General features: G+C 69.9%; 18 protein-coding genes. 7 read left to right on the plus strand and 11 right to left on the minus strand.

What is annotated here, in order from left to right; genetic code table 11:
• The first annotated feature begins 65 nt into the window (after window positions 1–65).
• Window positions 66–1,238: a homogentisate 1,2-dioxygenase gene (locus tag AB0M56_RS11590; RefSeq protein WP_364173839.1), complete on the plus strand. Its 1,173-nt coding sequence runs from the start codon at window positions 66–68 to the stop codon at window positions 1,236–1,238.
• Here AB0M56_RS11590 and AB0M56_RS11595 read toward each other — a convergent pair.
• Window positions 1,199–2,212 carry a hypothetical protein gene (locus AB0M56_RS11595; protein WP_364173842.1) on the minus strand — a complete coding sequence of 338 codons (1,014 nt, stop codon included), beginning with the start codon at window positions 2,210–2,212 and terminating at the stop codon, window positions 1,199–1,201. The two genes, AB0M56_RS11590 and AB0M56_RS11595, sit on opposite strands and share 40 nt — an antisense overlap.
• A complete protein-coding gene (locus AB0M56_RS11600; protein WP_364173845.1) occupies window positions 2,209–3,246 on the minus strand; it encodes a hypothetical protein in 1,038 nt (345 codons plus the stop codon). The genes AB0M56_RS11595 and AB0M56_RS11600 overlap by 4 nt, the downstream gene beginning before the upstream one ends.
• A gap of 121 nt (window positions 3,247–3,367) precedes the next feature.
• Here AB0M56_RS11600 and AB0M56_RS11605 point away from each other — a divergent pair, with 121 nt between their 5' ends.
• Window positions 3,368–4,168, plus strand: coding sequence for a DUF2470 domain-containing protein (locus tag AB0M56_RS11605; protein WP_364173848.1), 801 nt, complete (start codon window positions 3,368–3,370; stop codon window positions 4,166–4,168).
• 706 nt (window positions 4,169–4,874) lie between these two features.
• Here AB0M56_RS11605 and AB0M56_RS11610 read toward each other — a convergent pair.
• On the minus strand, window positions 4,875–5,342 hold the full coding sequence (locus AB0M56_RS11610; RefSeq protein ID WP_364173851.1) for a PPOX class F420-dependent oxidoreductase: 468 nt from the start codon (window positions 5,340–5,342) through the stop codon (window positions 4,875–4,877).
• A gap of 22 nt (window positions 5,343–5,364) precedes the next feature.
• Between AB0M56_RS11610 and AB0M56_RS11615 the strand changes: the two genes are divergently transcribed.
• The 3 genes from AB0M56_RS11615 to AB0M56_RS11625 all read left to right on the plus strand — a co-directional run bounded on the left by AB0M56_RS11615 (window position 5,365) and on the right by AB0M56_RS11625 (window position 8,128).
• Complete coding sequence (locus AB0M56_RS11615) at window positions 5,365–6,189, plus strand: CPBP family intramembrane glutamic endopeptidase (RefSeq protein ID WP_364173854.1); 825 nt, start codon at window positions 5,365–5,367, stop codon at window positions 6,187–6,189.
• Window positions 6,190–6,240: 51 nt separating this feature from the next.
• Window positions 6,241–7,425 carry an arginine deiminase gene (locus tag AB0M56_RS11620; protein ID WP_364174209.1) on the plus strand — a complete coding sequence of 395 codons (1,185 nt, stop codon included), beginning with the start codon at window positions 6,241–6,243 and terminating at the stop codon, window positions 7,423–7,425.
• 151 nt (window positions 7,426–7,576) lie between these two features.
• Entirely contained in the window at window positions 7,577–8,128 is a 552-nt protein-coding gene (locus AB0M56_RS11625; RefSeq protein ID WP_364173857.1) for a ferritin, read from the plus strand.
• Window positions 8,129–9,006: 878 nt separating this feature from the next.
• Here AB0M56_RS11625 and AB0M56_RS11630 read toward each other — a convergent pair.
• From AB0M56_RS11630 to AB0M56_RS11645, 4 genes are all read right to left on the minus strand, one after another.
• Window positions 9,007–9,837, minus strand: coding sequence for a hypothetical protein (locus tag AB0M56_RS11630; RefSeq protein ID WP_364173860.1), 831 nt, complete (start codon window positions 9,835–9,837; stop codon window positions 9,007–9,009).
• Complete coding sequence (locus AB0M56_RS11635) at window positions 9,834–10,343, minus strand: SigE family RNA polymerase sigma factor (RefSeq protein ID WP_364173862.1); 510 nt, start codon at window positions 10,341–10,343, stop codon at window positions 9,834–9,836. The genes AB0M56_RS11630 and AB0M56_RS11635 overlap by 4 nt, the downstream gene beginning before the upstream one ends.
• Before the next feature lie 181 nt (window positions 10,344–10,524).
• Window positions 10,525–10,878, minus strand: coding sequence for a DUF952 domain-containing protein (locus tag AB0M56_RS11640; protein WP_364173865.1), 354 nt, complete (start codon window positions 10,876–10,878; stop codon window positions 10,525–10,527).
• A gap of 122 nt (window positions 10,879–11,000) precedes the next feature.
• Complete coding sequence (locus tag AB0M56_RS11645) at window positions 11,001–11,876, minus strand: DUF5926 family protein (RefSeq protein WP_364173868.1); 876 nt, start codon at window positions 11,874–11,876, stop codon at window positions 11,001–11,003.
• A 179-nt stretch (window positions 11,877–12,055) separates the two neighbouring features.
• Here AB0M56_RS11645 and AB0M56_RS11650 point away from each other — a divergent pair, with 179 nt between their 5' ends.
• Window positions 12,056–13,210 (plus strand): cytochrome P450, encoded by a 1,155-nt coding sequence (locus tag AB0M56_RS11650; RefSeq protein ID WP_364173871.1) that lies wholly within the window; start codon window positions 12,056–12,058, stop codon window positions 13,208–13,210.
• A gap of 43 nt (window positions 13,211–13,253) precedes the next feature.
• On the opposite strand, the gene mca is transcribed toward AB0M56_RS11650, so the two are convergent.
• Window positions 13,254–14,051 (minus strand): mycothiol conjugate amidase Mca, encoded by a 798-nt coding sequence (gene mca, locus AB0M56_RS11655; protein WP_364173873.1) that lies wholly within the window; start codon window positions 14,049–14,051, stop codon window positions 13,254–13,256.
• A gap of 100 nt (window positions 14,052–14,151) precedes the next feature.
• On the opposite strand from mca, the gene AB0M56_RS11660 reads away from it, so the two are divergent.
• Window positions 14,152–14,745 (plus strand): TetR/AcrR family transcriptional regulator, encoded by a 594-nt coding sequence (locus tag AB0M56_RS11660; protein WP_364173876.1) that lies wholly within the window; start codon window positions 14,152–14,154, stop codon window positions 14,743–14,745.
• Window positions 14,746–15,050: 305 nt separating this feature from the next.
• Here AB0M56_RS11660 and AB0M56_RS11665 read toward each other — a convergent pair whose 3' ends face one another.
• From AB0M56_RS11665 to AB0M56_RS11675, 3 genes are all read right to left on the minus strand, one after another.
• Complete coding sequence (locus tag AB0M56_RS11665; RefSeq protein ID WP_364174211.1) at window positions 15,051–15,983, minus strand: DUF4328 domain-containing protein; 933 nt, start codon at window positions 15,981–15,983, stop codon at window positions 15,051–15,053.
• A 606-nt stretch (window positions 15,984–16,589) separates the two neighbouring features.
• Window positions 16,590–16,940 carry a rhodanese-like domain-containing protein gene (locus AB0M56_RS11670; protein ID WP_364173879.1) on the minus strand — a complete coding sequence of 117 codons (351 nt, stop codon included), beginning with the start codon at window positions 16,938–16,940 and terminating at the stop codon, window positions 16,590–16,592.
• 50 nt (window positions 16,941–16,990) lie between these two features.
• A complete protein-coding gene (locus tag AB0M56_RS11675; protein WP_364043731.1) occupies window positions 16,991–17,308 on the minus strand; it encodes a DUF485 domain-containing protein in 318 nt (105 codons plus the stop codon).
• Between the last annotated feature and the right edge of the window lie 11 nt (window positions 17,309–17,319).

Below are 17,319 nucleotides of genomic sequence, written 5' to 3' on the forward strand. Positions count from 1 at the left end.
CGCTAGTAGCGTACGACAACAGGACAAAATCGTTCGTTCTGCGGACACCTCCGGAGGAGTCAGCCATGCCCTTCTACCGGCGAGTAGGCGAGGTCCCCCACAAGCGGCACACGGCCTTCCGCAAGCCCGACGGCGGCCTGTACGCCGAAGAACTGATGGGCGTCGAGGGCTTCTCCGCCGACTCGGCGCTGCTGTACCACCGCGGCCTGCCGACGGCGATCGTCGACGCGGTGGCCGTGCCCGAAGACCGCGGCGGCCTCGTGCCCAACCACCCGCTGAAGCCGCGGCACTTCAAGACGCCGGAGCTGAAGTTCGGCGCGTCCGCCGACGCCGTGACCGATCGGCGGCGGCTGTTCGGCAACAACGACGTGACCATCGGCTTCGTCGTCGCCACCGCCCCTTCGCCCCTGTACCGCAACGCGGCGGGCGACGAGCTGTTCTACGTCCAGGGCGGGTCGGCTGTCTTCGAGACGATCTACGGGGCACTGGAGGCTGCGGACGGCGACTACGTGGTGATCCCGACGTCGTGCACCTACCGTGTGGTGCCGCGCGGCGAGGTCCGCCTGTACGTGCTGGAGGCGCGCGGGCACATCGGCCCGCCGAAGCGCTACCTGTCCGCGAGGGGGCAGTTCCTGGAGCACTCGCCGTACTGCGAGCGTGACGTCCGGGGACCGGTCGCGCTGCTCCTGGTGGACGGCTCCGACGTCGACGTGCTGGTCCGCCACCGCGCCGGCCTCACGCGCTACACGTACGCGACGCACCCCTTCGACGTCGTCGGCTGGGACGGCTGCCTGTACCCGTGGGCGTTCAACATCGACGACTTCGAGCCCATCACCGGCCGCGTGCACCAGCCGCCGCCCGTGCACCAGACGTTCGAGGGGCCGAACTTCGTGGTGTGCTCCTTCTGCCCCCGCAAGGTCGACTACCACGAGGACTCGATCCCCGTGCCGTACAACCACGCGAACGTCGACTCCGACGAGCTCATGTTCTACGTCCGCGGCAACTACGAAGCCCGCCGCGGCTCGGGCATCGGCATCGGCTCCCTGTCGCTCCACCCGTCGGGCTTCACGCACGGCCCCCAGCCGGGCGCCGCGGAGGCGTCGATCGGGGCGGAGTTCTTCGACGAGACGGCGGTGATGGTGGATACGTTCGCGCCGCTGGAGCTCGGGGAAGCGGCTTCGGCTTCCGAGGACGAGGCTTACGCGTGGTCGTGGTCGGGCAGGGGTCCCGGAGCGTGAAGGCGGATGGGGCCGGTCCAGAGGTGACCGGGTAGGCCGGCTCGCCGGCCCGTGATCCAGAGCTTCTTCGTGGCGACGATGTCAAGGGCGGCCAGGGAGTTCACATTGGGGATACGGAAGGCGGCTTGGGTGCCGTCGGGGTGGATCAGGTGCCCGTCGACGGTCAAGCGACGGTCGGCGTAGGTGATCGTGGGCTCGCTCGCCAGGTCGAACTTGGCCCACTCGACGACGGGCGACCGCAGACGTGCGAGGCGCCGGATCGCTCTCAGCGCGAAAAGCACCGCGACGGCGATCAAAAGCCCCACGACGGTGCCGAACAGCGAGCGGTCTCCCACCGGCAGGCTCAGGCGCGCCCACGTCAGCAGCACAGTGAGGCCGACGAGCCAGGCGAGGGCGAACCACGTTCGCCGCTTGCGCAAAGCGATGATCGGCCGGAGGTCGGGCGCTGTCGCTGCCGTGGTCAAGGGAAGCGGGTGCCGCAGAGGCAGATCGCGGATCCGTGCCGGCCGGAATCCCACGCCGGGCAGCACGACGACCGCCCGGTCGCCGATCCGGGCCAGCCAGAGTTGCCGGCTTTGCGTGAGCAGGCCGGTTGCGTAGCGGCGCAGCCGGAAATGCACCCAGCGGCCGTCGGGGAGCCGGACCGCGAACCGCCGGCCCTTGGTGGTTTGCTCGGTGGTTTTCTCGGTGGCGTCGACTGTTTCGAGCGGCTTGTTGAACAGCCGCGTCAGCAACCGGTTCAGCGCGATCCGCCGGCCGCTGAGCAGGAAGGCCGTGCCGAGGGCGTAACCGAGCAGCACGACGTCGGCGACGTCGACCCGGCCGTCCGCGAACACGAGCGCGATCGCGGCCACCGCGACCACGACGGCGGTCGCCAGGCGCCGCACGGCTTTGCGTCGGGCTCGGGCGAGGAGCTCACCGAGGAACGGCAGCTGCGCGGCCGGCGTGGTGGGGTCGGGTTGCCAGCCGGTCACGGTGTTCCTGCCTTCACTTTGACCACCTTCAGACGAGCTTCCCCGGACACCGGGTAGCCGGGCACGCCGACGCGCACCCGTCCGGGCTTGGCGGGGCCGAACGTCCAGAGCGTGCGGGATGCGTGCACGTTGAGCGCGAGCGAGGGCTGGGCTTTCGGCAGGCGGATGTGGATGGTCCGGCCGTCGGGCAGCTGCGCCAGGCTCTTGGCGACGGCCAGCTCGGTCCAGGTGTCGGCGCGGTACGACGTCGTCATGCGCACGGCGCCGACGGCGAAGCGGATCGCGCAGAGGACGCCGACCACTGCGCAGGAGGTGGCCACGATGAGGAGCAGCAGCTGGACGACGGCATCGGGCCCGCCGGCGCCGCGGTGCGCGAAGATCCAGTAAACGCTCCAGCCGGCGAGCCCGGCGAGGACCGCGTAGACCGCGACGACCAGCCAGCTGCTTCGGACCGCGGCCCGGCGGACCGCGGCGAGCACGGGGTCGAGCCGCGGCGGGACGAACTCCCGCGGCACGACCGGGAGCTCCCGGCCACCGGCCATGGGCTCGTCCCGAATGGTTCCCTGGTGCAGAGCCGCAGTTCCAGGCACGGCGACCAGCGCCTGGTCGCCGCTCCGGACGAGCCACAGCCGTCGCTCGCCGGCGAGCTGAACGCGCATTCCGGCGGACAGCCGGAAGTGCAGCCATCGGCCGTCGGGCAATCGCGCGGCGACTTTCTTGCGACGGGCGGCAAGGCCGTCCGGCGGGACGGTCATCTGCTCGTAGGCGAGGTCGGGGTGCCACTGGAACTTGGCTCCCCAGACGAGCCCGCTGACCGCGCCGCGCCCGAGCTGCACCACGATGACGCCGCCGAGGTAGATCACCAGCACCGGCGCGGCCAGGCCGATGTCGATCCAGAGGCAGACGATTCCCACGGCCACCAAAAGTGCGCCGAGCACCGTGAACAGCAGGGACATGCGCACGTTGCGGAAGAGCTTTCCGGGGTGCAGCTGCGCCGCGGAGGTTTTCGGATCGGGTTCCCAGACGCTGGTCATGTTCTCCCCAGATGGCGGTACTGATCACCGACTATTCGCCACTTGTGCGGGGTGCGTTACGGATCGGGTCTTCCCGTCTCGCCGGAATTCAGGTTAGGCTCACCTAAGTAGGAGGTGACCCGTGACCGAGGCCCCGACATCCGTCCGCCGCCCGCCCGCGCCGAACCCCGCCGAGCGGGCCAAGACGATCGCGACGCGCAACGGGCCGGCGACGATCATGCCGACCGTAGAGCGCGCCGATTGCGACGCCGAGCGCGTGGTGCCCGTGCTGCACCACGTGCACCACAGCGGCAGCGTCAGCATCCTTTTGCCCGACGAGCACCCGATGGTGCGCACGTCGCGGCAGACTCAGCGCGGCGAGCTCGCCGTCATGGTCGAGCTCGCCGACCACGCCCCGGTGGACCTGCGGGAACCCATCCGCGGCCTGCTGTGGATAACCGGGTGGCTCCGGCCACTCTCGGCGGTTTCGGCGCGCGCCCGCGCCGAGTCGATCGCCGAGCAGCGGCCGGACGAGCGGCTCCTGGACGTCGGCCACGGCCTGACGCTCCTGCGCCTCACCCCCGCCTCCCTGGTCCTGGCCGACGCGGAGGGCACGCACTCACTGCGGCCGCACATGTTCAGCGCGGCGCCGCCGGACCCGTTCCACAGCTACGAGGCCGAGTGGCTGCGCCACCTGGAGGGCGACCATTCGGACGTCGTGGAGCAGCTCGCGCAGCATCTGCCGCCGGGCCTGCAGCACGGGCGCATTCGTCCGCTCGGCCTCGACCGCTACGGCCTGCGCCTGCGCGTCGAGTCCGACACCGGCGACCACGACGTGCGCCTGGCGTTCTCGGAGCCGATCGACAGCCCGCCCAAGCTGGCCGCCGAGCTCCGCCGACTGGTCGGCTGCCCGTTTCTCCGCCAGCAACACCGCTCCGACTGAGGCCCACCTCGTGGGGATGGTTCGTCGGCCTTCCCCATGTGGACATGTCGAGTGATCCACCTGTGGACAACTCGCGTTCATCCCCATGGGGACAGCCCGGCACTTGTCCCCATGGGGAGGAGTTGGGTCTGGGGACAAGTCGTGGGGGTTCGTTGGGTCCGACCCGGCCAGCCGCGGCGAGCCCCATGGCCGACCGACGAAGGTCAGGTTCGACCGAGCGGACTACCGACAAGCCACCGCGCAGACCGGTTTCCGGCTGGGTCCGACCCAACCGGAAATGGATCGAGCCCGCCCCGGCGAAGCCAGATCCGAGCGAGGTCCGACCGGGAACCCGGAACCAGGGCGCGGTCTAACGAACCTCGCCGGGGTTCGACCCAAGGGCCCGGAGAGGCACCGCGAAGCCGGATGCAGTCCAATGAATTCAGGTCCGGCCCACCGAGCCGTGCCCAGCCCTAGAGCCAAGCGATGGGAGTTAGGTCCGACCCAACCGGCCATCTCAGGCGCAGAACCGAGCCGTGGAAGTTGGGTCCGACCTAACCCGGCCTTCCTCAGGCGCAGAACCGAGCGATGGGAATTGGGTCCGGCCCAGCGGACTATCCACAGCGCGGGATGCAAGGAGCTCCTGCCCGGCGGAAGCCGGCCCCACACACGACAAAGGCCGGCCCCACCTCAGTGGAGCCGGCCCGGTCGCGCCAAGCGCGAAACCTCAGTCGTCCGCCAGTTCCGGCGGGAAGCCGCCCGTGGCGATGGGGCCCCAGCGGTCGATGGTGACGCGGATGAGGCTCTTGCCCTGCTTGCGCATGGCTTCGCGGTACTCGTCCCAGTCGGGGTGTTCACCGGAGATGCTGCGGAAGTAGTCGACGAGCGGTTCGACGGAGTCGGGCAGGTCGATGACCTCGGCGGTGCCGTCGACCTGGACCCAGGGGCCGTTCCACTCGTCCGACAGGACACAGACCGAAACGGCAGCCGAACGCCGCAGGTTCGCGACCTTCGCCCGCTTCGGGTAGGTCGCGATCACGATCCGGCCCTCCGCGTCGACGCCGCACGTGTTCGGGGAGAGCTGGGGCCGCCCATCGGCGCGAGTGGTGACGAGGATCGCGTGGTGGCGGGGCTTCAGGAACTCGACCAGCGCGTCGCGGTCGACCTTCGTGTTGGTGGCGATAGTCCGAGGCATACCCCGAAGGTAGCGTGCGCTCATGAGCACGACAGAGCGATCGGGCATCAGGTCCTGGCTGCTGCCCCTTCCGCCCGATTCGCCCGCCCCGATCGTGGACGAGAAGGAGCGCCGGGCCGTCAAGTTCGAGCTGGTGCTCGTCTTCGGCATCACGCTCGGCCTCTCTGGCGCACGCAGCCTGCTGTCCCTTGTGGACTCCCTGCTGCGCCCGGTCCCGCTGGCGCAGCAACAGGTGCAGCTCAACGTCCCCCAGGCCGCCGCCAGCCTCCTGGACCTGCTGCAGCAGCTGCTCAACGCCCTGCAGCTCGTCAGCTGGGGCGTCCTCGGCCTGTACCTGCTGTGGCGCGCCGGCCTCAAGATCCGCGACATCGGCCTCGACCGCAGCTCCCCCAGCTCCGACGCACTGATCACCCTCGGCCTCGCCGCCGTGATCGGGATTCCCGGGCTGGGCCTGTACTTCCTCTCCTACCACCTCGGCTTCAGCCTCGCGGTGCAACCGTCCACATTGGGCGACACGTGGTGGCGCCCGATCGCGCTCACGCTCTCGGCGTTCGGCAACGCGTTCGCCGAAGAAGTGCTCGTGATCGGTTACCTGCTCACGCGGCTGCGCCAGCTCGGCGTCCGTGAGAACAATTCGCTCGTGGGCGCCGCGGTGCTGCGTGGCTCGTACCACCTGTACCAGGGGTTCGGCGGGTTCGTCGGCAACTTCGTCATGGGCCTGGTGTTCGGCCGCATCTGGCAACGCACCAACCGGCTGTGGCCGCTGGTCGCCGCGCACACCCTTTTCGACGTGGTGTCTTTCGTCGGTTATTCACTCCTCAAAGGCCATCTTTCCTGGCTCCCCTGACGCGCGCTCATTAGGCTCGACCTCGTGAACGACGTGACGGCACCGCCCAGGGTGGACAGCGAAGTCGGACCCCTTCGTGCGGTTCTCCTGCACCGGCCGGGAAACGAGCTCAAAAGGCTCACGCCCCGCAACAACGACCAGCTCCTCTTCGACTCCATCCCGTGGGTGGACCGGGCCCAGCAAGAGCACGACGCGTTCGCGGAAGTGCTCCGCGGCCGCGGCGTCGAAGTGCTCCTGCTGGCGGACACCTTGCGCACGGCGCTGGAGGACAGCCGCGCGCACACCGCGGGCGTCCACGCGGCTGTGGATGAACTGCGTCTCGGCGCCGATCTCGCCGATTCGCTGCGCTCGCACCTGAGCGGCGTCGACGCGAGCACGCTCGCCGAGGTCCTGATGGCGGGCATGACGTTCGAGGAGCTGCCGTCGTCGGAGGGCTCGTCGCTGGTGCGGATGATGCGCGACCCGCACGAGTTCGCCGTCGATCCGCTGCCGAACCTGCTGTTCACGCGCGACTCGTCGGCGTGGATCGGCGACCGCGTGGCGATCTCGTCGCTGACCATGCCCGCGCGGCGGCGCGAAACGGCTGTGCTCGACCTCGTCTACGCCTACCACCCACGCTTCCGCCACGCGGCGCGCGCGTACGGCGCCCACTCCGCGCCCATCGAAGGTGGCGACGTGATGTTGCTGGCCCCGGGCGTGCTGGCCATCGGCGTCGGCGAGCGCACCACGCCGGCGGGCGCGGAGTCGCTCGCGCGCTCGGTGTTCGCCGACGGCCTCGCGCACACCGTGCTCGCCGTGCCGATCGAGCAGTCCCGCGCGACGATGCACCTGGACACGGTGTGCACCATGGTCGCGGCCGACGCCGTCGTGATGTACCCGCTCGCGCGCGATTCACTCACCGCGTTCACCGTGCGTCCCACCGGTGACGGCGGGGTGAAAGTCGCGGGGCCGGCGCCATTCTTGAGCGCCGCCGCCGAGGCGATGGGCATCGACCGCCTGCGCGTGATCGACACGGGCCTCGATCCCGTGACCGCCGAACGCGAGCAATGGGACGACGGCAACAACACCCTCGCGCTGGCCCCCGGAGTCGTCGTCGGGTACGAGCGCAACTTCGAGACCAACGAACGCCTGGCCGACGCCGGGATCGAGGTCCTCGCCATCGCCGGATCCGAACTGGGATCAGGTCGCGGCGGCCCGCGTTGCATGTCGTGCCCGATCGTACGGGACACGATATAAAGCGAAGTTAGCCTTCCCTAAATGAACGAAATCAATTAAGGGAAGGCTAACCAAAATAAGGGAGTATTTCTTTAGGAATGGTAACCCTAATAGGGTGGAGATCACCAGGTAAAAGTGGAAATTAATCGAGAGTTGTCGTACCGTCATTGACATGGCCCTCACGAAGAAAGAACCGCGCTCGAAGTTCTACGAACTGCTGCAGGCGCAGATCCACAACGAGTTCCACGCGTCCCAGCAGTACATCGCGCTGGCGGTCTGGTTCGACAACGAGGACCTGCCGCAGCTCGCGAAGCACTTCTACAAGCAGTCGGTGGAAGAGCGGAACCACGCGATGGCGCTCGTGCAGTACATGCTCGACCGCGACCACCACGTGGAGGTGCCGGGCGTGAAGGACGTCCGCAACGAGTTCTCCGCCCCGCTTGAGCTCCTCGAGCTCGCGCTGGAGCAGGAGAAGGAGGTCGCCGCCGACGTCTCCGCGCTGGCGAAGGCCGCGCGGGCCGAAGAGGACTACATCAGCGAGCAGTTCACGCAGTGGTTCCTCAAGGAGCAGGTCGAGGAGATCTCCCAGATGTCCACGCTGGTCACCGTCGCGCGCCGCGCGGGTGACAACGTGTACGAGATCGAGAAGTTCCTCCACCGCGAGTCCGTCGGCGCGCCCACCGCGGACGCCGGCATGCCCCCCGTCGCGGGCGGCGCTCTGTAAGGCTGCCGTTCATCCGGCCAGTCAGCGGGCGCTGTCACCATCAGGCCAGCCATCGCGGAGCCCGGGTTGTCCCCTTGTGGACAACCCGGGCTCCGTCGTTTTGTCGGCACGCGAGACGTGCGGGGCACCGGCGGGTCATGTCGCCGACAGTCGGCTGGCCGGTTCAGGCGCTAGGTCAGACCCACCCGGCCGTCCACAACGCCAGGCCCATGCGAACACCAGCAGCACTGCGCGCGACCGGACCGGGGTTCAGTGCGTCCGACCCACCCAGCCATCCACAACGCCAGGTCCATCCGAACACCAGCAGCACTGCGCGCGACCGGACCGGGGTTCAGTGCGTCCGACCCACCCAGCTGCCCACAACCGCCAGGCCCATCCGAACAGCAGCAGCCCTGCACACAGCCGGACCGGGGTTCAGCGGGCCCGACCTGTCCAGCCATCCAGCCATCCACAAAGTCGCCCACACAGCGGCAGCCACGCCAACTCCACCAGCACCCCTCGAGGACTCACTAGGTCGGACCCGCGCAACTCATCCGCACCGCCCGCACCAAGAGCCCATGGCATCGGTCGGCGCGAGCGACCAGCGATTCGCTGGGTCGGGCGTAGCCAGTCATCAACAGCAGACCGGACCGCAGCACCTCTGCGTGTGGCGAGCCAAGGGTTGTCAGGTCAGGCCTACCCGGCTGTCCACAAGGACGGCGGCCCATTCCGAACGAATTGGGTTCGACCTACCCAGCTGCTCACGAAGGCGGAGGTCGGATGGCAGCTCGTTAGGTCGGGCCCATCGAGCCGTCGCCAGTTGTCCATAAGGGCCCGGACAGAGAGGAACCCGGGCTCTCCCCCTGTGGATAGCCCGGGTTCCTCGGTCGGCGCCAGGCTCAGCCGGCGCAGGTCTGGTTGACGGAGCGGACGTCGAGGCTCGAGACGGAGCCGTCGTCGGCGAGGGTGAAGTGGTAGGCGCCCTCGTCGCCTGTCGGTGCTACCAACTCGTCGGAGGCCTGGGATGTTCCCGGGTACGCGGCGGTCACGTCCTCCTTCGCCGAGCCCTCGCCGACGCCCTCGGGCGTGTGGGCGGCGCCGTCCGGTTTCACGACGACCACGCCGGCGTCCGGCGAAACCACGGCGGTCGCGGCGAGGACGCCCGCACCGGCGACGTCGTAGTAGGTGCAGCCGGCTGATTCCTTGACCTGCGTCAGCGTCAGGCCCGACTCGGCCAGCTGCTCCTCCGTCATCCCGAGCTTCAAGACCCCGAGACCGTCCGCCGTCAGCAACGGTCCCTTCGTGACCTTGTCCGGCGCGTCACCCCGCGTGACCGCCGGCGGTGGTGAATGCCGCTTCGGCGGAGCGGACGAGAGGTGCGACGGCGCGACCGGAGGGGCAACAGGCGGATCTTCCGCCGCCGGCGGCGAGGCCGAAATAACCGGCGCGACCGGCGGCGGACCGGACACGTTCGGCACCGTCAGCCGCGAAGCCGTGAAGTCGGCCGCGCCCGTCGTGGCCTGGAACTTGAACACCACCAGCCCACCCGACACCAGCGCGAGCGCGCACACCGCCCCGGATGCCGACATCAGCACCTTCCGCCGCTGTCGTCGACGTCGCGCACCGGCCATAATCGCCGGAGCCGCGTCGGCCGGCGGCGCGACGCCGAGCCGGTCGTCGGAAAAGAGCGTGCGCAGCCGCTGTTCGAGCTCGTCATCGGAGACGTTCAACCTGCTTCGCTCCCTTCTCCGTGCTTCAGCTTCGTCCGCAACGAAGCGATGGCCTTGCTGGCCTGGCTCTTCACCGTCCCCTGGCTGACGCCGAGCGCTTCCGCGATCTCAGCCTCGGACAGTCCTTCGTAGTAACGCAGCACCACCACCGCGCGTTGCCTCGGCGGCAGATTTCGCAGCGCCTGCCACAGCGGCTCGTGCTCGAACGGGTCGTCCGACGCGCACGGGCTCGTGTCCGGCAGGTCCGCGACGAGGTTCTCCCGACGCGTGCGTCTCCACCGGCTGACGTGCGCGTTGGCCATCGAGCGCCGCACGTACGCGAGCGGGTCGCCCGTCTTCTGCTGGACGTAGGACCAGCGCGAGCCGATCTTCTCGAGCACGGTCTGCACCAGGTCGGCGGCGTCGTGCGGGTTGCCGGTGAGTGCGTGGCCGTAGCGCAGCAAGCCGGGCAGGCTGGCCGCGACGAAGTCACCGAACTCGGCGAACACCCTGGGCTCGGCCGCCACACGTGCGTCCGCGGCCCACGTCGGTTCTCCCCCCGAGATGACAGGTGCCGCTGCCGTCACCAAATCGCCCCCTCCCCGGATGAGATCGCCGCGCACCGCGTCCTCGTCATCTCCCACACGCATGGCAGCCCCCGCAGGTTGTCCAGCTCTCGCAACTACTTTCCGTGAACGTCCACGCGATTCAGCGCACGGAGAGCGACTCGGGCAGCTTCAACGAACCGTCCGCGCCTGATGGGAAATCGTGTACCGCGACCACAGCGTTTCGCGGGATCGGCCCGTAGATGTGCGGGAAGAGGATTCCGTCGGGGTGCGGCGGGGCGCCGTCCTCCCAGACCACGCGCGCATCGACCCGCGTGGGGTCGATCTCGAGCAGCACGAGGTCGGTGCGGCCGCGGTAGAGCGCGTTCGCGGGCAGGCTGACGGTGCCGGGGTCGGAGCAGTGGATGAACCCGATGTCGGCGAGCGAAGGCGCGGCGTAGTCGCCGGCCTCGGGCACGGCGGCCCACTCGTCGCGGGAACAGATGTGCAGGATCACCCCGACGATCGTGCCACCGCGGGGACACGTCGAGGTACGGGTTTACCCGGTGAGCGGGTGTGACTTCAACGCTGCGATCAACGCTGTGGAAGTTCGGCGTCGAACTTCCACAGCGTTGTTCACTAGCGGATGGTGAGCTGGCGGCCGATGAGGCCGTCGCGGGCGCGGCGCTCGGTGGCGTTGAGCGGCTCGGCGTCGAGCGACTTCAGCGCCTCCTCGAGCCGGGCGCCGAGCTGGTCCTTGGCTTCCGCCCATTCGCGCGCGTGCGCTTCGGGGTCGAGGTCCCACACCGGGACGAGCAGGCCGTGGGCGCGGAACGAACCCGCGTACCGCGTGCCCTCGCCGAGGCCCAAAGTGCCGGCCGCGGACAGGCGCGCAAGCGCTTGCAGCAGCAGGTTCTCCGGCTCGGGACGGACCCAGCGCAGGTGCGCCTTCTCACCGGCGAGCACCCAGTACGCACCGGTGCCGAGGCGCTCGGTGGGCATGATGGCGGCATTGGCGCGCTCGAGGGACACCGCGACGTCGCCGCTCGCGTCCGCGTCCTCGGGCAGCCACCAGCCGAAGTCGCTGTGGAGCGTGAGCTCCAGCTCGGCGGCGGGCGCGAGCAGGTCCTGCAGGCGGTTGTGCTCGTCCGGGTCGGTCGGCGTGGTCGTGTCCGGCACGGACAGGACGTCGCCCGGCTTCGCGTCGAGCACCCATCGCAGCGACCGGCCGAGGTCGCGGCTGATGTCCGACGACCGCGTCTGCACCTGCAGCCCGAGGTAGCGCTGCCCATCGGAGCGGACGAACGCCGCGGCCGCCATGGGCAGCACGGTGCCGAGGGTGACGTCGCCGCCGTCGGCGAGCGTGAGCTTCGCCGTGGCCGACGGCACGAACTCGCGCAACGCGATCAGCTCCGGCTCCGCAGCCAGACCTTCGAAGGGCTGCCCGACGAAAACGTCGCGCACCTTTGGTTTGCGGTCCGGCTTGGGACCCTTCTTCCGTGCGCCTTTACCCACTTCAGCCTCCTCAAAGCTCGATGCCAGACGCTATCGAAGCGGGGGCCGACTGAAGCGTCCGGGTTACTAATCCGGCCAAAAGTAGGCCGGCCCCCGCGCGGCACGTATCCGTTGCTACAGAGCCATTCGGCCTGTGACTGTGGTCGGATTGGTAACGATCGGCACAGTAGAGTCGGCTCGTGTTCGACGCTTCCGATCCCGCCTTCCTCGCCGACCCGTATCCCGCGTTCGCCGCGCTGCGCGCCGAGGGCGAGGTGCACCACCACAATGGGCTCGACCTGGCGATCACGGTCTCGCACGCCGCGTCGGCCGCCGTGCTGCGCCACCGCGGGCTGGGCCGGATCTGGACGGACGCGCAGCCGCTCGAGCGATTCGCATCGTTCAACCTGCTGCACCGCAACTCCTTGCTGGAGAACGAACCGCCGGCCCACACGCGGCTGCGGCGCGTGATCGCGGGCGAGTTCGGGCGTGGCCACGTGCAACGGCTGCAGCCGATGGTCGCGGCGCTCGCTTCGTCCATGGTGGACACATTGGCGGGCAAGATCGAGGCCGACGGTAGCGCTGACCTGCTGGAACACCTAGCGCAGCCGTTGCCGGTGGCCGTGATCGCGGAGCTGCTCGGCATCCCGGTGGAGGACGGGCCGCGGCTGGTGGCGTGGAGCAACGCCATCGTGAAGATGTACGAGTTCGGCCTGCCCGAAGCCGGCCGCGACGCCGCCGAGCAGGCCGCGGCCGACTTCGTCTCGTACCTGCGCTCGGTGGTGAGCGGGACGCCGGGCGGGATCGTGGCTGACCTGGTGGCCAGCGAGCTCACGCCGGACGAGGTCGTGGCCACCGCCGTGCTGCTGCTGATGGCGGGGCACGAGGCGACGGTGAACGTGATCGGCAACGGGGTGCTGGCGCTGCTGACTTACCGGTCCGAGTGGGAGCGACTTGGGTCGGACCCAAGTTTGCTCGACTCGGCTGTGGAAGAACTGATCCGGTTCGACGCGCCGCTGCAGCTGTTCGAGCGCACGGCGACTGAGGATGTGGAGATCGCCGGGTACCGGGTGGCGCGCGGCGCGAAGATCGGCGCACTGCTGGGGGCGGCGGCGCGGGATCCTCGGGTGTTCGATTCGCCGGATGTGCTGGACATCGGACGCTCGCCGAACGCGCATCTCGGTTTCGGGATGGGGATCCACTACTGCGTGGGGGCCCCGTTGGCTCGGGTGGAGATCGCGGCGGCGTTGTCGGCGCTTTCCACGCGGCTGCCGGGGTTGCGGCTGGCGGCCGAGCCGGAGAGGCGGCCGGAGTTCGTGATCCGGGGGTTGAGGACGCTGCCGGTGACGGTTTGATCGGTTCTTGCTGATCAAGCTGGGTTCTTGCTGGTCGATCGGGTCAGCGGAGGCCGGCGAAGAGGTCGTCTTCGTGGGTGTACGGGGTGGTGCCGACGAGGTGGTACTCCTCCCAGGGCCACGCGGCGCGTTCGACGTCGCGCGAGTGGTGGAAGAACGGGTGGGCCGGGTCGGCCTGGGTGGCGTGGGCTTTGAGGGCGCGGTCGCGGGTGTCGAAGTACTGCTCGCAGCGGATTCTCGTGGTGGCGCGAAGGCGGTCGGGCGGGAGCTCGTCGAGGACCGGGCCCATCTGTGACTCGAGGCCGGCAGCGACTGTGGCGTCGTGCATGGCCTGGAACCACGCGCGGCTGAGGGTGGCCTGGTAGTAGAGCTTGCGCGGAGTGCCGTCGTCGGTCGCGGCGAAGGCGGCGCGGGTGACTTCGTGGGTCCGGATGTGGTCGGGGTGTGGATAACCGCCGGTCTCGTCGTAGGTGATCACGACCTGTGGACGGAATCCGCGGAGCAGGTCCGCGAGGGGCTTGGCGGCGTCATCAATGGACAGTTTCGCGAAGCAGCCTTCGGGTAACGGCTGGTCGAGACCGGGGTCGACGTGCCCCAGGAACCGTTGGCGCACACCCAGAATCTCCGCGGCGGCGGCCATCTCGCGTCTACGGATGGCGGGGAGGTCCCTGTGGATGGCCGGGGTGTTCAGCGCTGGGTTGAGCACATCGCCGCGTTCGCCGCCGGTGCAGGTGGCCACGAGGACGTCGACGCCTTCGGAGGCGTAGCGGGCGAGGGTGGCGGCGCCCTTGCTGGATTCGTCGTCGGGATGGGCGTGGACGGCGAGCAGGCGCAGGGTCATCGGTGTCCCTTCAAGATTGATTAGGTCGGACCTAAGATTAGGTCTCGTCAATTCGCTGGGTCAAGCACAAACTTAGGTCGGACCTAGTATGCTGAGCCGGGTGAGCCTCAGGGAACAGAAGAAGCTTGAGACCAGGCAGAACATCTCGCACGCGGCGACGCGGCTGTTCATCGCGCGGGGGTTCGAGGGGGTGACGATCGCCGAGGTCGCCGAGGCGGCGCGCGTCGCGAAGATGACCGTGACCAACCACTTCGGGCGCAAGGAGGACCTGGTCTTCGACATCCGCAACGACTTCGTCGACTGGCCGGCGAAGCTGGTGCAGCAGGCGCCGTCGAGCACGCCGTTCGCGGCGGTGCGCGACGGGTACTTCGCGGCGCTCGAGGAGCGGAGCGCGCTGCTGGGGTTCGCGGGGATCGAGTTCGTCGGGATGGTGCGGGCCAGTGTGACGCTCATGGCCGCGCTCACGCAGATGCACCTCGACCGGGAGCAGCAGCTCGTCGCCGCCCTGCTGGAACGCGAGGCCCCCGGCAGCGACATCCTCGCGCGCGCGGCGGCGGCGCACCTGACTTCGGTGCTGCGGCTGCTCTTCGACGAGGTCTGGGACCTCACCTACGCGGGCGACGAGGATCTGGTCGCCAAGGTGCGTGAGGCGGCGACGAAAGCGTTCGGGCAGCTCGAACCGGCGCTCGGCTAAGGCTCACCGAGCAGCGCCGACCGGCGCCGGTGCGGCCGGGATCAAGACCACCTGGTCAGCAAGGCCAAGGCCGCGACTAAAACCTTCGCGCAGCCCGGCTGGGACTCTTGGAGAACGGCGCCGGCCGGACCGTGGACAGCGCACCGGGGGCGCCGACGAAGTGCCGCATGGCTCGATGCGACGGCGGAGGCGGAGGCCTTCGCACAGCTCGAACCGGCGCTCGGCTGAGGTTCAGCGAGCAGCGGTGGCGGTCGGACAACACAGGCAGCAGCGAGCCCCGCGCCAGGGCTGAGGCTCAGGAGAGCTCAGCGAGCGGCCCCGACCGGGCGGGCGTTGTGCAGCTCCGGTTCCGGGGCGCCGTCGACCTTGAGCACGCGCAGCTTGCGCAGGCGGCCGGGGGCGATGGGCATCAGGAGGTCGGAGAAGCGGCGGATGACGAGGGCCGTGGCGATCGCGAGGGCGGCGGCCGTGAGGTCGGTGAGGGCGACGAGGACAACACTGTCCGCCATCGCCTGGACGCCCGGGCGCAGGCGCCAGATGATCGTGACCGCGAGGAGCACCCAGTTGGCCACCCAGGTGCCCCACCAGATGAGGACGAGGCGGGAGGGCTTGGGGCGTTCGTCGCGGGGGCGGCGGAGGACGGCGTGTTCCAGTTCGCCCACCACGGACAGCGCCATGGGCAAGTTCGCAACCGGCACCAGCACGCCGACGAGCACCTGCCACACGGGACGCGCGGGCTCGACGCCGGCCTCGTCGGCGGCGGCGTGGCGGGCGACGAGCAGCCACCACACGGCCAGGCCCGCCGGGAGCAGCGAAAGGATCGTGGTGAGCAGGCCGGCGGTGACCACCAACGCGTCGGAGAACCCGACCACCGAGGTGCTCAGCGCGGAGTCGCGGCTCTGCACCAGCAGGACGTAGCGCCAGATCTCCGACCCCGCCGCGGCGAGGGCGAGGAACACGAACGTCCACAGGATGGTGTTGAGGCTCTGCGCCAGGACCGGGATGCGGTCGATCGCGCGCACCGCGCCGGACGCCGTGCCGGGCACGGTCGTCGGGCGGCGCCAGACGAGGTTCGGGAAGCCCCAGCGCGGCGGGACCGGGTAGGACGGCGGGCCGGTGTACGGCGTGGTCGCCACGGCGCGCCGCCGGATCACCGAACCGGGCGGGGGCGAGGCGACCCACTTCAAGCGCGGACGTTGCCGCGGAGTGGCGGGGTACTCCGGCGCGGTTCGCTGCACCTGGCCCTGCGGGGCGGCGGTGAACGGTCGCGGCTGGTTGGCCGTTTGACCAGGACCGCCGGCCGGCCGCGCACCGAAACCCGGCACCCAGCCGTCGGGAGACGGCTCACCCTGCCAAGGCGGGTACTGCGCCAGGGCACCGCCTTGCTGGGCAGGTGCGGCGAATCCCGGCTGCTGACCGGCCTCGGCCGGGTAGGCGCCGGGGTGTGGGCCAGCCTGCGCCGGGTGGTTGCCCACCTGCGAGTACCCGCCGGGATGGGCCGGGCCGGCCGAGGGCGAAGAAGAGGGACCAGCGCCGCCTGGCGCGGAGTGCGGCACCCCGGCGTGCGAGGCGGTGTGCTGGTCCGAGGCGCCCGCGGGTGAATCAGGACTGCCGGCCGGCGGCGCACCGAAACCCGGCGCAGAGTGAGGCACCCCGGCGTGCTGACCCGAGGGGCCCGCAGGTGAATCAGGACCGCCGGCCGGCGGCGCACCAAAGCCCGGCACCCAGCCGTCGGGTGAAGACTCACCCTGCCAAGGCGGGTACTGGGGCCAGCCCGCGCCGCCCTGGGGACCCGCGGGGTGCGCGGATCCCGGGGGGACGGGGGGCTGGGCTGGGTGCATCCGTCAGATGACCTCGGGTTCGGCGCCCGCGTTTTCGCTCACCATGGCGCGGCCCTCGCGGGCCCAGGCGCCCATGCCGCCGGCGACGTTGACCGCGTCCCAGCCGCTGGCGTTGAGCCAGGCGGTGGCGCGGGCGGAGCGGCCGCCGCTGCGGCAGATGACGTAGACGGGCTGGTCGTCGGGGAGCTCGGCGAGCTCGTCGACCCGCGCGGGCAGCTCGCCGAGGGGGATGTGCACGGCGCCGGGCGCGTGGCCGGCGGCCCACTCGTCGTCCTCGCGGACGTCCAGCAGGGGGACGCCGTCCTTCGGCAGGTCACGGACCTCGGCGGTCGGCAGTTCAGCGGGGCTCACCACAGTTCCATGCTCCCATGTCCAGGCGTTGTACGCGTGTGAGGAACCAGACGCTAGCCCCCGTACTCGGCGCGCAGCTCCGCGGCCAGGGGATCCAGTTTGCGGTTCGCGAAGCGCACATACAACGCCGTGATGACGAACGTCGTCAAGAACTGCGCCAGGCCCAGCACCAAACCCACGGTGATGTTGCCCCACAGGCGCGCGCTCATGAACGCGTGCGCGTAGTCGGCGAGGAGCACGTAGAGCAGGTACCAGGCCAGAAACGCCGCCGACATGGGGAACACGAACCCGCGCCGACGCCGGCGCAGCTGCTGGAACTCGGGGGTCGCCTGCACGTGCTCCCAGTCGACGTCCGCTTCGGTGCGTTCCACGGCGCCCCTTC

Origin of the sequence: Amycolatopsis sp. NPDC051372, from assembly GCF_040682095.1 — a bacterium.
GTDB lineage: Bacteria > Actinomycetota > Actinomycetes > Mycobacteriales > Pseudonocardiaceae > Amycolatopsis.